Raw genomic sequence first — 12,988 nt, 5'->3', positions numbered from 1 at the left:
GGATATGACTACATGCAGGAAGGCATCGAGTATGCCGTGGCCGTGGAGGCCCCCATCGTGGTGGTGGACGTGATGCGCTGCCGGGGCGAAAATTTCGCCACCCAGTCGGACATTATGCAGGTCCGGTGGGCTGCGGCGGGGGACCACGAGATGATCGTCCTCGCACCCTCCACGGTGCAGGAGACCTTTGACTTCACCGTCCGGGCATTCAATCTCGCCGAAGAATACCGTACGCCCGTGGTCGTAATTTCCGAGATGTCCCTCGCCCTCATGAGGGAGCGGCTCGAGATCCCCGAGGCTTCCGCTGTTCCAGTGGTGAACCGGAAGCGGACCGCCAAGTCCCCTGCGGACTACCTTCCCTTCCATGCCGATACGGAGTACGGCGTTCCCGAATTTGCCGAGCTCGGCACGGGCTACCGGGTGATCCACTCCATCAACCCTCACGACGAGCGGGGAGACATCGAGTGGGAGCCCCACGCCTTCGAACGTCTTTACAGGAGGATCACGGGCAAGGTCCGGGAGAACCGCACAAAGATTTCCACGATCCAGCGGTTCGGCCTCGACGATGCGAATATCGCCCTTGTGGCTTTCGGCAGCGAGGTGCGCCCCGCCATAGACGCCATGGAAATGGCCCGGGAAAAAGGAATAAAGGCGGGTGTGATGAAGCTCGACGCACCGTGGCCCTTCCCCGAGGAGGCGATCCGGGACCTGGCTTCCACCGTGGGGGCCGTGGTCACCGTGGAGATGAACATGGGCAAGTATGCCGGAGAGATCGAGCGGGCGGTGTGCGGCAAGTGCCGTACCGCCAGGGCGACGAAGAACCTCGGGACGCCCCACACTCCGGACGAGATTCTTTCCGTCATTGAGGAGGTGCGGGCATGAGCGCTCCCGAACTGCACACACACGGCAATCCCCTGCTGAAATACATGAGGCAGGACAAGCTGCCCCATTTCTTCTGCCCCGGCTGCGGCTGCGGCCAGGTCGTGAGCGCCTTCCTCCGGGCCGTGGAATCTCTCGGCCTCGATCTTGGCGCCATGGTGGGCATCGGGGGCGTGGGCTGCACCGCCCGGATCCCCGTTTACATCAACATGGACTGCCTCCACGGCGTTCACGGCAGGACCCTTGCCTGGGCAACGGGAATCAAACTCCACAAGCCGGACACCAAGGTGGTGGTCTTTGCCGGAGACGGCGACGCCCTGTCCATCGGGGGGAACCACTTCATTCACGCTGCCCGGAGGAATCTTGACGTGACCTTCGTGGTGGTGAACAACTTCAACTTCGCCATGACGGGCGGCCAGGTGGCGCCCATGACCCCGGACGGCTCGGTCACCATGACCACCCCCTACGGAAGCAGCGAACCCCCCTTCGACTTGTGCAGGCTGGCAGCCACCGCGGGGGCGACCTACGTGGCCAGGACCCTGACCTCCAATCCCGCCCAGATGACGACGTTCATCAAGAATGCCCTGAATCACAAGGGATTCTCCGTGGTGGAGATTTTGTCTCAGTGTCCCACCCATTTCGGCCGGTACGCCCTCGGAAGCGGCAGCCCCAAAGGCCTGGTGGAGTGGATCAAGAACCGCTCGATTGCGGCCTCTGCGGCCGAAAAACTTCCCCCCGAGGAAACGGCCGGAAAGTATCTGCTGGGAGAATTCGTGAACATCGAGAAACCGGTCTTCCGGGGCAGCACCGTATATGCGCCCTCGTGCTGCGGATGCGGCGGGAAGGAGGCGTAGGCATGAATACGAAACAGACAAGCATCCAGTTCTGCGGCTTCGGAGGCCAGGGAATCATCCTTTCCTCCGTTATTCTCGGCGAGGCTGCGGTAACCAGGGAAGGCATCTATGCCGCCCAGTCCCAGTCCTACGGGTCCGAGGCCCGGGGCGGCCAGTGCCGGTCCGAGGTGGTTCTGTCGAAGAATCCCATCGGTACCCCCACCAACGAACGGAACGACATTCTCGTCGCCATGTCCCAGGCGGCCTACGAGAACCACAAGCATGAACTGAAGAAGGGCGGCATCCTCTTCGTGGACAGCGGTCTCGTGCCGGACCTCGGCGAAGTGGATCCCTCGATCACCGTGTGGAAGGTTCCCGCCACCGAGACGGCCATCCGCCTCGGCAGCAAGATGGCCGGCAACATGGTGATGCTCGGTTTCATCCAGGAGAAGACGAAGCTCGTCTCCAGGGAGAACCTTCTGGCGGCCATCCAGGAGTCCGTGAAGAAAAAGTTCGTGGAGATGAACACCACCGCCTTCGAAGAAGGAATCCGCATGGCGCAAGAGGATACGGGAGCATGAAGCTCTACGAATTCCAGGGAAAGGCGCTGTTCCGCGAAGCGGGCATCCCGGTACCCAGGGGTGCCGTGCTCACGGCCGCGGACCGGTCGGGGATCTTCGCCCCCTCTGCCGTGAAGGCCCAGGTCCTCTCCGGAGGGCGGGGAAAGGCGGGAGGCGTTCTGCTCGTCTCCACGCTGGAGGAAGCCGAAAAGGCAGCCGACACCATTCTCTCCATGGAACTGAAGGGAGAGCCGGTCCGGGCACTTCTCGTGGAGGAGAAGATGAACATCCGGGCGGAATACTACCTCGCCGTCACCTTCGACGGCGAGTCCGGAACGCCCCTGTTCATGGTCAGCTCCTCCGGAGGAATGGATATCGAGTCGGTGGCGGAACACACGCCGGAAAAGATTCTCAAGCTCCCCGTGGACCCGCTGTGGGGGCTCACCGACTACAAGCTGCGCGCCATGGCCGACTTCCTCGGCTATGGGAACGAAAAGGAGTTCGCCGCTTTCGCCCGGAAGGTCTGGAACCTCTTCCGGGAAAAGAATGCGGTCCTGGTGGAGATCAACCCCCTGGTGGTCACAGACTCGGGCCTCGTGGCCCTCGATTCGAAGATCGAGATCGACGACGACGCCAGACCCAGGCTGAAGGACCTTTTCGAGAAGAATCTCGCCGAACAGGAGGCTCTCACCGGAACTGAAGGCGAAGGGGACCACGGCACCATCACCTACGTGCCCCTCGGGGGGAACGTAGGCCTCATCTCCGACGGTGCAGGCACAGGAATGCTTACCCTCGATCTCATCAGGGATCTCGGCGGCGAGGCGGCTGATTTCTGCGAAATGGGCGGCCTCACGAGCCCCGAAGTGATGTACTCCGCCATGGACCAGGTCTTGTCGGACAAAAAGGACATAAAAAGCCTTCTCGTGGTCCTCATCGGCGGCTTCAACCGCATGGACGAAATGGCAGAGGGCATTACGGCATACCTTCGGGATCACCCCGTCTCCATTCCGCTGGTGGTACGGCTCTGCGGCACCATGGAGGAGGAGGGCAAAGCCATCATGAAAGAGGCGGGCCTTCCCGTCTGCGATGATCTTCGAACCGCCGTCGCCGATGCGGTGAGGTTCGCCGCGGGAGGAAACTGACATGGCCATACTTGTGGATCGCACTACGAGGGTTCTCGTCCAGGGAATCACCGGAAAGTCGGGCATTCTCCAGACGAAGTCCCTCATTGATTACGGCACCGCGGTGGTGGCCGGTGTCACCCCCGGGAAGGCCGGCACCTCCGTGGAAGGGGTTCCCGTGTTCAATTTCGTGGAGGACGCGGTAAAGCGGGTGTCGCCTAATGCGGCCATCAGCTTCGTCCCCCCCCTGTTCGCCAAGGACGCGGCCATGGAGGCCATGGAGGCCGGCATCAAGCTCCTGGTGCTCACCATGGAGGGAATTCCCAAGCACGATGTGCTGGACATCCTCTCCTACGCCTCCGGCAGGGGAGTGAGGATCCTCGGTCCCGGCACCGCCGGGGTCATCTCCCCGGGCAAGTGCAAGCTCGGCGCCCATCCCGCAAGGATGTTCACCGAAGGGAAGGTCGGCGTTGTGTCGAAAAGCGGCGCCCTCTCCTACGAGGTGGGGAAAACCCTCACGGACGCCGGCATCGGCCAGTCCACAGTGGTCGCCCTGGGCGGCGGACCCATCTGGGGAACCACCCAGCGGGACATAGTGAAACTCTTCAACGAGGACCCCGAGACGGAGATCATCGTCCTCCTCGGCGAGATCGGCGGCGGGACTGAGATTGCCGCTGCGGAATACATCGCCGAATCGGTCCGCAAGCCAGTGGTCTCCCTGATCGTGGGCCGTGCGGCCCCCGAGGGGAAATCCCTGGGCCACGCGGGGGCGATCATCCGGGGGAACAAGGGAACGGCGGCGTCGAAAATGGAAGCCCTGGAAAAAGCGGGGGCCCTTCTGGCCACCACGCCCGCTCAGGTTGTGGAAATAATCCGGAAGCTGGGGTGATATCAATGACCGTTCATGTAAACAAAAGGCTCTGCAAGGGGTGCGGCCTGTGCATTTCCGTCTGCCCCAAGAACGTATACGAAATCTCCAACGAGACGAACCGGAAAGGATTCACCGTGGTGGCGGCTGTGCGGGAATCAGACTGCATCAAGTGCAAGCGGTGCGAGATAAACTGCCCTGACATGGCGCTCTGGATCGAGGAGTAAAATAGTCAGGGGCGTCGGGGCGGCGGAAAATATTCCGGCCGCCCCTGTCCCGTTGAAAAAAGACCGCCCGAAAAAGGGCGCAAGGAGGCGGAAGCAATAGAATGACACGGATTATCGGACTTCAGGACATAAAAGCAGCGGCCGGGAGAATCGCCGGCAAGGTGCGGCATACCCCCATCCTTCGGGGAGACAAACTTGATGCCCTGTGGGGCGCGGAGGTCTACTTCAAGCCGGAGAATCTCCAGCTTACGGGATCCTTCAAGGTCCGGGGAGCCACCAACAAGATCCTTTCCCTCACCGACGAGGAGCGGGCGAAGGGCATCATCGCCTCGTCCTCCGGGAACCACGCCCAGGGTGTGGCCTACGCTGCGAAGATGCTGGGCATCAAGGCTACCCTCGTTCTTCCCGAAAACGCCCCCAAGTCGAAGATCGAGGGCACGAAAGCCTTCGGTGCCGAAGTGATCCTCCACGGCTTCGATTCCATCCAGCGCTACAAGAAGCTCTACGAGATCAAGGCGGAGAAGGGCTACACCCTCGTTCATTCCTACGACGATCCTGACCTCATCGCGGGCCAGGGTACGTCGGGGCTCGAGATCATGGAAGACCTTCCCGACGTGGACACCGTGGTGGTGCCCCTTGGAGGAGGCGGCCTCCTCGCCGGAGTCGCCGCGGCCATCAAGGAGACCCGCCCTTCCGTGCGGGTGATCGGCGTGGAGCCGGCCGGCATCCAACGGTACGCCGAGAGTCGTAAGGCCGGGAAGCCCGTGGAGGTTCCCATGGGGGCCACCCTCGCCGACGGCCTCATGATCACCAAGACCGGGGAGCACAACTACCCCCTTATCGACAAGTACGTGGACGAGATCGTTCCCGCTTCCGACGAGTTCATCTGCAAGGCTCTCATGGAAATCGTCTTCAAGAGCAAGCTGCTCGTGGAGCCTTCCGCTTCGGTGGGAGTGGCGGCAGCCCTCGAAGGGAGCTTCAAGGTCAAGCCCGGGGAAAAGATCTGTTTCTTCCTTTCCGGCGGCAACATAGATCCCGACAAGCTGGCGTCATTCATAGCCCACGAAACGGTGTGAAATAGGACAAAACGGCCCGGACTTCTCCGGGCTTTTCTTTTATGCGGCGGCGGGGCATCCCGTTATCGACATGCCCCTCTCCACCCGCACGCCGGAGACCCTCCGGGACGACAATCTGCACCCCCCGGCCCAAGGGGTCCCCGGTGACGCTCCCCGCTGGGGTGCGGATTTCGGTTTATAGAGTATACCGTGTGCATGGTTGACGAAAATGCCAAAAGAACATAGGATGGAACGGAAACAAATATTATCAACCAGGAGGGGATTCTATGAAAAAGGGTATCAGGGTACTCGCGTTGTTCGGACTTGCAGTTATCTTCACAGCCTCTGCGGCCTTTGCCGCTCCGCAGCAGCTCACCATGGCCACAGGGGGAACGGCGGGAACGTACTATCCGTTGGGCGGTGCCATGTCGCAGATCATCAGCGACAACTCCGACGGTAAGGTGAACATCACCGCCCAGTCCACCGGAGCCTCCATCGAGAACATCAACCTCCTCGCTGCGGGCGACGTGGACCTCATCATCGTCCAGAACGACCTTTCCGACTATGCGGCCAAAGGAACGGAATTCTTCAAGGACAGGAAGATCGGCAACCTTACCGCCATCGCCCGTCTCTATCCCGAGACCATCCACGTGGTGGCCTCCAAGGACAGCGGCATCAAGACCTTCGCCGACTTCAAGGGCAAGAACATCTCCGTGGGCGCCCCCGGAAGCGGAAACGAAGCCAACGCCCGCCAGATCTTCGGAATTTACGGCCTGAAATATGAAGACTTCAAGCCCCATTATATCTCCTACGCGGAGACCACGGACCACTTCAAGGATCGTCTCGTGGACGCTTTCATCTACACCACGGGAGCGCCTAACCCGTCCATCCAGGACATCAGCACCCTCCAGGATATCGTTTTCATTCCCATCGACGGCGAGATGAGGGACAAGCTCATCGAGAATTACCCCTTCTTCGCCAAGGATGTTATTCCCGGAGGAACCTACCGCGGACAGGATGAGCCCGTCGAGACCGTGGCGGTCCAGGCGATTCTCGCCGCCCGCAAGGAACTCTCCGAGGACGTGGTCTACACCATCACCAAGGCGCTCTTCTCCAATCTCGAAGCCGTCGGAAACGCCCACCACAAGGGCAAGAGCATGAAGCTCAGCAACGCCCTCGACGGAATTTCCGTTCCGGTGCATCCTGGAGCAGTCAAGTTCTACAAAGAAGTCGGGCTGATGAAATAACCGGCAGCCCTTTTTGGCAGGGAGGCCTTCTCCGGAAGGCCTCCTTTGACTCTTTTTCCAGGAGGAGGGGTGAACCCTGAACAGAAAGCACCTCGTACTGATTCCTCTCGTCCTCTTCTTTGCCGTTCTGTTCTGTTCGCCGGTTCATTTCCTCACGATCCGAGACGGCGGAGGCTCAGGCCTCGCCCGGTACAGCCTGAGAGGCGGAGAGGAATTTGCCGTCCGCTACATCCATTCCGTGCAGAAGACTCCGGTGATCGAAGTGTTCCGCCTTGATTTCCGGCAGGGCATCGAGCTGAGAGAGACCGTGTACCACGATTTCGGCGCTGGGCTGCCCTTTCTTGTGGAAGAAGGGGCGGTCTTTTCGAGCGGGAACGGCAAATACCGGATTTCGGGCATACGCAAACCCCTCGGGGACATCGTGTTCCGCGTGGGACGGTTTGCGGACTACCAGCTTCTGATCCGGGGGAGGGAAATTCCCTTCACGACTTTTGAAAAACCGGGCCGGTCACTCAGGCTTTCCGGCGAGAGACGCCCTTATCTGCTTTCATTGTTTTACTGATTTTCTTCCGAGGAGGAACTGTCATGGTGGAAAACAACGAGATCAAACCGCAGGAGGAGATTCTGGACTCTTCGGCGGCGGAAAAGGCATCTGAAATCATAGACGTGGAGAAGATCCTTGAGAAATACGACAGGGAGTCGGCGAGCAGGACTCTCAGCTCCTTCTGGAAGAACATGGTCCGGTTCGTCTGCATCGTTTTTTCATTGTTCCAGCTCTATACTGCCGCCTTCGGCGTATACGAGGCCCAAATCCAGCGGTCGATCCACCTCGGCTTCACCCTGGTGCTTGTCTATCTGCTCTATCCCGCCCGCCTGAGCAAGCGCAAAGAAGGGGTCAAGGGGGTAGACGTTCTCTTGGCCCTTCTCGGCCTTGCCGTGGGAGCCTACATCGTGGTGGAGTATTCCGACCTCATGATGCGGGCAGGTCTTCCCACCACGGGTGACATCGTCTTCGGCGCCGCCTGTATTCTTCTCGTCCTGGAAGCTTCCCGGAGGGTTGTGGGCATACCCATCACCATAGTGGCCATCTTCTTCCTGGCCTATGCCTACTATGGCCCCTATTTCCCCGGAATGTTCGCCCACAGGGGCTTTTCCTACACCAGGATCATCACCCACATGTACGTCACCACCGAAGGTATTTTGGGAATGCCCCTGGGCGTGGCCGCCACCTTCGTCTTCATGTTCATCCTCTTCGGGGCGTTTCTTCACAAGACGGGCCTGGGCAAGTTCTTCATCGACCTGGCTCTCGCCGCCACGGGACACAGGGTCGGCGGCCCCGCCAAGGTGGCCGTCCTTGCGAGCGGTTTCTTCGGCACCATCTCCGGGAGCTCCGTGGCCAACACGGTGACCACGGGAACCTTCACCATCCCGCTGATGAAGAGCATCGGCTACAAGCCTGAATTCGCCGGCGCCGTGGAAGCCGCGGCCTCCACCGGCGGCCAGCTTATGCCTCCCATCATGGGCGCCGCGGCCTTTGTCATGTCCCAGTTCATCGGAATAGCCTACATCGAAATCGCCATTGCGGCGGCACTGCCCGCGCTGCTGTATTACCTCGCCGTGGGCATCATGGTCCATATGGAGGCCAAGAGACTGGGGCTCAAGGGTCTCCCGAAGGACAGGCTCCCCAACCTGAAGAAGGTTCTCTCCGATGGCTGGCATCTTCTCCTTCCCCTGTTCGTGATCGTCTACCTCCTGGTCAAGGGGTACACTCCCCTCCGGGCGGCCCTGGTCTGCATCATCGTCACTGTGGCCATCGCCATGATGAAAAAGAGCACCCGTCTCAACGTGAAGGATGTTCTTGACGCCCTCGAGAACGGCGCCCGGTCAGCGATAGGAGTGTCCGCCGCCTGCGCCTGCGCGGGCATCATCATCGGCGTGGTCACCCTCACAGGCGTTGGCCTGAAGATCGCCAACGGCATCGTGGTTCTCTCGGGAGGCAGCTTTTTCCTCACCCTTGTTCTCACCATGGTCGCCTCCATCATTCTCGGAATGGGCCTTCCCACCACGGCGAAGTACATCGTCCTCGCCTCCATGGCTGCCCCGGCCATCACGAAGTTCGGCGTGCCGGTCCTGGCCGCCCACATGTTCATATTCTATTTCGGCATCGTGGCGGACCTGACGCCCCCCGTGGCCCTCGTTTCCTACGCTGCGGCCGGAATAGCGCAGTCGAATCCTATGAAAACAGGGTTTACGGGCCTCCGTCTTGCCATGGCAGGCTTCCTCATACCTTACATCTTCGTCTATAACCCGGGCATACTGCTCATCGATACAACGCTCCCGGAGGTGGTGCTTATCGCGGCGACATCCATCCTGGGAGCATTCTCCCTCGCCCTGGCCGGTTCCGGCTTCTGGATGCGGCCCCTGAATATCATCGAACGGCTTGTGCTCTTTGGATCGGCCGTTTCGCTGATCTTCCCCGGAATCGTCACCGACATCGGCGGAGCGCTTGTTCTCGCCGCAATCTGGTTCCTCCAGAAGCAGGGCCTGGAACGGGACGCGCTGAAATAACCAGGCTACCCCGGGGCACCGGAATTTTCGGGGCAAACGTCTCCTGAAAGAATCCTAAAAAGGCTCCTCATCCCCTCGTCGGGGTGGGGAGTTTTTTTCGCAGCCCAGCCACAAATACAGTATACATTTTGCTTTTTCTGGAGGGAGCGTATAGAATATATTGTGCATTAAATATAAGGGGCTTTGTGTCAACATTTTACTCATCACTTTGGAGGGAATTGAATGGCAAGGGAATTCGGCGTCACCGAGTGTGAACCGGCAACCCAGGGAGAGGCGGTCCTGAGGAAAGCCACCAAGGAGTGCAGCTATCGAACGGAAACGACTCCCTTCTGGACTACGGCGATCATCGTCCTGTCCTGCGTCTTTGTCCTGTACCACCTCATCACGTCGAGGTTCGGCATGCCGCCCATGTTCAAGCACAGGGCCATTCACCTCGGCTTCATCCTCTGCCTGGTATGGATGTACTATCCCGCCTCGAAGCGGTCGGTCCAGTCGAGACCCAGTGCCGTCGACATGGTGCTCATAGTTGCTTCCATCGCGGTATGCGGCTATACGGTCTTCAACGTGGACGCCTTCGCCCTCCGGGGGGGAGTGGCCCTCCAGAGAGACTACTACTTCGGCGCGGTGGCGATTCTCCTCGTCCTGGAGGCCTGCCGGAGAGTCGCGGGGAAGGGGCTGCTCATCCTGGCCATTGTTTTCCTTTTGTACGCCCTTTTCGGCCGGTACATTCCGGGGGTTCTCTCCCACAGGGGGTATACCATCCAGAGGGTGATCTACCAGATGTACCTCACCACCGAAGGAATTTACGGCCTTCCCATCGGTATCGCCGCCACCTACCTCGTCCTGTTCATCGTCTTCTCGTCCTTCCTTGAAAAGAGCGGTCTCGGCACCCTGTTCAACGACGTTTCCCTCGCCCTCGGCGGGAGGCTCGTGGGCGGACCCGCCAAGGTTGCCGTCATCGGCAGCGCCCTCGTGGGCATGATCAGCGGAAGCGCCGCCACCAACGTGGCCACGTCGGGAGCCTTCACTATCCCGCTCATGAAGAAGATAGGGTACAAGCCCTATTTCGCCGGAGCCATCGAGGCCGCCGCCTCCACGGGCGGCCAGATCATGCCCCCCATCATGGGCACCGGAGCCTTCATCATGGCGGAATTCCTCGGCATTCCCTACATTACCATCGCCGCGGCGGCCATCATTCCGGCGATCCTCTACTTCGCCGCCGTCTTCTTCCAGGTTGACCTCAGGGCCCGGAAGATCGGCCTGACGGGCATGGCGAAGGAAGACATCCCCGACGTGAAGAAGACCATCCTGCGGTACGGTCACATGTTCCTGCCTATCATCATCCTTGTGGTCCTGCTCATGCAGCACTTCACGCCCCTGTACGCGGCCTTCTACTCCATTGTGGTGACGTGGCTCCTCTCCTTCCTCCGGAAGGAGACCCGCATGGGTTTTGACAAGCTCATTCCCCTTGCCGTTTCTTCCGCCAGGTCATGTCTGAGTCTCAGCGTGGCCATGGCCAACGCGGGATTCGTGGTGGCCGTGCTGTCCATGACGGGCATCGGCATCATCCTCGCCGACAACATCGTGGCCCTTTCCCACGGCAGCCTCTTCGTCACCCTGGTGCTCTGCATGGTGGTCTCCATCGTCCTCGGCATGGGCCTTCCGACGAGCGCCTGCTACATCATCGCCGCCACCATTGCCGTGCCGATTCTCAGGGAATTGCACGTTCCCGACCTCCAGGCCCACTTCTTCGTCTTCTACTTTTCCTGCCTCTCCACGGTGACCCCTCCGGTCGCCCTGGCCTCCTACGTGGCGGCCGGCATGTCCGGAGCAGGGACGAACGAAGTCGGGTGGGCAGCCTTCAAGCTCGCCATCGCAGGTTTCATCGTGCCCTTCTTCTTCGTCTACGCCCCGGCCATTTTGCTTGTCGCAGACAGCACGGCGGTCATCGTCTGGGCGACCATCTCCGGCCTTATAGGCGCGGCGTTTCTTTCGGTGGCTGTGGAGGGATTCCTGTTCGTCACCCTGCCATGGTTCTTCAGGGTTCTGTATTTCGGAGCGGCACTGACGCTCATCGCACCGGGCATGTATTCTGACGTTATCGGTTTCGGCCTCGCTGCGGCGGCCTTTGCGGGGACGCTGTTCCTGAGAAAAAGGGAGGTGAGCCGCAGGGAATAGGAAAATAAGCGGATCTGCGGAGTCTTCCGGAAGAGATTCGTGGGAAAATACCATAAAAGAGGGCTGCGGCCCAAAAGGAGGAGAACTATGTTGAAAGGCAGAAGAAACCTGATAGTTGCGGCTGGAGTTCTTTGCATGTTCCTGTTCGCGGGAAGCGCATTCGCGGTGACCCACATCACCATGGGAACGGCAGGAGTGGGCGGCATGAACTACCCCGTGGGCATGGCCATGGCCAAAATCTGGAACGCCAACATCAAGGACATGAAGGCTGTCGCCATCGCCACCGCAGGTGCTGTCCAGAACATCGACATGCTCCGGACGAAGGACATCGAAGTGGCGGTCTGCAGGGCCAACGAAGCCTACCGCGCCTTCAACGGCCTCGAGAAATACGAGGGCAAGCCCCATACATGGCTCCGGGCCCTCACCGGCGGCGTCATGTTCGACGCCAAGACCGTGGTGGCCCTGAAGGACGAGGGCATCAAGTCGATCAAGGACTTCAAGGGCAAAAGGATCGCGGTCGGTCCCGTGGGAAGCGGCGGCGAGCTTGACGCCCGGGAAATCCTCGCGGCCTACGGCCTCACTTACAACGACATCACCCCCGAGTACGTGGAAGCCAGCCAGGCGGTGGACATGATGTCCGACGGCCTGATCCAGGGCGCAATCCTCGGCTTCACCCCCGGCGCCTCTGCCATCAGCGAGCTCATGGTCACCGGCAAGGTCATCATTCTCCCCATCGAGGAAGACGGATACCAGGCCCTGAAGAAGATCAACCCCCTCGTCGACAAGAGAGTCCTCAAGGCCGGAACCTATCCGAACCAGGATTATGACGTGGAAACCTGCGGCGACCCCGCCGACCTCATCATCACCAGGGAAGACCTCCCCGAGGACCTCGTCTACCAGATGACCAAGGCCCTCTACGAGAACGTAGATGACGTCCGCAGCGTGGCGGCGGCAGTCCGCGGCTTCGGCCCCGACCTCGTGGCTCCTCCCGAGAAAATGCTGATCCCCTACCACCCCGGCGCACTCCGCTACTTCAAGGAAGCTGGAATTCTGAAGTAACAAAGATCAGCCGAAACAGATACGCCAAAAACCCCGGAGATTTCTCCGGGGTTTTTTCTGCTTTCTGTTGGGTTTCAGTCCGCCAGGGGGAGAAAATTGATCACCGGCACTTCGTAGGGGTGAACGGACCGGATTATTGCCTCCACCCTGTCCCGCTCGGCGGACCGGCATCGGAATTCCGCCTTGATTTCCGGCGCCGCGGAGAGCTTCCCGATCTCTCCGTCATAAGGAGAGGCTCCCTCCAGGGGTATCCATGTGCCCGTCACTTCCAGCAGGGCCATGACGCCGGCGTAGTGTCCCTCTCTCAGGAAGCCCTCCCGGTCCAGGGCGTCCCGGAGGGCGGGAACGAACTCCTCCGGGAGGTAGACCTCCACTTTCAGATATTCCGGCATT

The 12,988-nt window shown here is 60.3% G+C and carries 13 protein-coding genes; 12 read left to right on the top strand and 1 reads right to left on the bottom strand.

Annotated features, from left to right (window positions below):
• From JMJ95_RS04040 to JMJ95_RS03985, 12 genes are all read left to right on the top strand, one after another.
• Nucleotides 1-882, top strand: an 882-nt coding sequence (locus JMJ95_RS04040) for a transketolase C-terminal domain-containing protein (protein ID WP_290682902.1), incomplete at its 5' end; no start/stop codon positions are given.
• The gene (locus tag JMJ95_RS04035; RefSeq protein ID WP_290682900.1) at nt 879-1,733 is read left to right on the top strand and encodes a thiamine pyrophosphate-dependent enzyme; all 855 of its coding nucleotides are present in this window, start codon (nt 879-881) and stop codon (nt 1,731-1,733) included. The genes JMJ95_RS04040 and JMJ95_RS04035, both read left to right, overlap by 4 nt.
• 2 nt (nt 1,734-1,735) lie before the next feature.
• Complete coding sequence (locus tag JMJ95_RS04030; RefSeq protein ID WP_290682898.1) at nt 1,736-2,293, top strand: 2-oxoacid:acceptor oxidoreductase family protein; 558 nt, start codon at nt 1,736-1,738, stop codon at nt 2,291-2,293.
• Nucleotides 2,290-3,414 carry a succinate--CoA ligase subunit beta gene (locus JMJ95_RS04025; protein WP_290682896.1) on the top strand — a complete coding sequence of 375 codons (1,125 nt, stop codon included), beginning with the start codon at nt 2,290-2,292 and terminating at the stop codon, nt 3,412-3,414. The genes JMJ95_RS04030 and JMJ95_RS04025 overlap by 4 nt, the downstream gene beginning before the upstream one ends.
• A gap of 1 nt (nt 3,415) precedes the next feature.
• Nucleotides 3,416-4,282, top strand: coding sequence for a succinate--CoA ligase subunit alpha (gene sucD, locus JMJ95_RS04020; protein ID WP_290682894.1), 867 nt, complete (start codon nt 3,416-3,418; stop codon nt 4,280-4,282).
• A 5-nt stretch (nt 4,283-4,287) separates the two neighbouring features.
• Nucleotides 4,288-4,488: a ferredoxin family protein gene (locus JMJ95_RS04015; protein ID WP_290682892.1), complete on the top strand. Its 201-nt coding sequence runs from the start codon at nt 4,288-4,290 to the stop codon at nt 4,486-4,488.
• Between the two features lie 101 nt (nt 4,489-4,589).
• Entirely contained in the window at nt 4,590-5,564 is a 975-nt protein-coding gene (locus tag JMJ95_RS04010; protein WP_290682890.1) for a threonine/serine dehydratase, read from the top strand.
• Nucleotides 5,565-5,830: 266 nt separating this feature from the next.
• Nucleotides 5,831-6,790, top strand: coding sequence for a TAXI family TRAP transporter solute-binding subunit (locus JMJ95_RS04005; RefSeq protein WP_290682888.1), 960 nt, complete (start codon nt 5,831-5,833; stop codon nt 6,788-6,790).
• A 76-nt stretch (nt 6,791-6,866) separates the two neighbouring features.
• The gene (locus tag JMJ95_RS04000) at nt 6,867-7,352 is read left to right on the top strand and encodes a DUF1850 domain-containing protein (RefSeq protein ID WP_367153748.1); all 486 of its coding nucleotides are present in this window, start codon (nt 6,867-6,869) and stop codon (nt 7,350-7,352) included.
• 23 nt (nt 7,353-7,375) lie between these two features.
• Nucleotides 7,376-9,358, top strand: a complete 1,983-nt coding sequence (locus tag JMJ95_RS03995) for a TRAP transporter permease (protein WP_290682886.1) — start codon at nt 7,376-7,378, stop codon at nt 9,356-9,358.
• Between the two features lie 222 nt (nt 9,359-9,580).
• On the top strand, nt 9,581-11,536 hold the full coding sequence (locus JMJ95_RS03990) for a TRAP transporter permease (protein WP_290682884.1): 1,956 nt from the start codon (nt 9,581-9,583) through the stop codon (nt 11,534-11,536).
• An 87-nt stretch (nt 11,537-11,623) separates the two neighbouring features.
• Entirely contained in the window at nt 11,624-12,595 is a 972-nt protein-coding gene (locus tag JMJ95_RS03985; protein ID WP_290682882.1) for a TAXI family TRAP transporter solute-binding subunit, read from the top strand.
• 74 nt (nt 12,596-12,669) lie between these two features.
• Here JMJ95_RS03985 and cutA read toward each other — a convergent pair.
• Nucleotides 12,670-12,988: divalent cation tolerance protein CutA (gene cutA / locus JMJ95_RS03980; protein WP_290682881.1), on the bottom strand; the 319-nt coding region annotated here is incomplete at its 5' end.

It is taken from the genome of Aminivibrio sp. (assembly GCF_016756745.1).
Taxonomy (GTDB): domain Bacteria; phylum Synergistota; class Synergistia; order Synergistales; family Aminobacteriaceae; genus Aminivibrio.
Note: the sequence above shows the minus strand (reverse complement) of the source record. Positions and strands in the feature narration are given on the sequence as shown.

Excerpts from the sequence above, each read along its gene's own strand:
- JMJ95_RS04035 (WP_290682900.1), top strand. The coding sequence starts at position 879 with ATGAGCGCTCCCGAACTGCACACACACGGCAATCCCCTGCTGAAATAC.
- JMJ95_RS04030 (WP_290682898.1), top strand. The coding sequence starts at position 1,736 with ATGAATACGAAACAGACAAGCATCCAGTTCTGCGGCTTCGGAGGCCAG.
- JMJ95_RS04025 (WP_290682896.1), top strand. The coding sequence starts at position 2,290 with ATGAAGCTCTACGAATTCCAGGGAAAGGCGCTGTTCCGCGAAGCGGGC.
- sucD (WP_290682894.1), top strand. The coding sequence starts at position 3,416 with ATGGCCATACTTGTGGATCGCACTACGAGGGTTCTCGTCCAGGGAATC.
- JMJ95_RS04015 (WP_290682892.1), top strand. The coding sequence starts at position 4,288 with ATGACCGTTCATGTAAACAAAAGGCTCTGCAAGGGGTGCGGCCTGTGC.
- JMJ95_RS04010 (WP_290682890.1), top strand. The coding sequence starts at position 4,590 with ATGACACGGATTATCGGACTTCAGGACATAAAAGCAGCGGCCGGGAGA.
- JMJ95_RS04005 (WP_290682888.1), top strand. The coding sequence starts at position 5,831 with ATGAAAAAGGGTATCAGGGTACTCGCGTTGTTCGGACTTGCAGTTATC.
- JMJ95_RS03995 (WP_290682886.1), top strand. The coding sequence starts at position 7,376 with ATGGTGGAAAACAACGAGATCAAACCGCAGGAGGAGATTCTGGACTCT.
- JMJ95_RS03990 (WP_290682884.1), top strand. The coding sequence starts at position 9,581 with ATGGCAAGGGAATTCGGCGTCACCGAGTGTGAACCGGCAACCCAGGGA.
- JMJ95_RS03985 (WP_290682882.1), top strand. The coding sequence starts at position 11,624 with ATGTTGAAAGGCAGAAGAAACCTGATAGTTGCGGCTGGAGTTCTTTGC.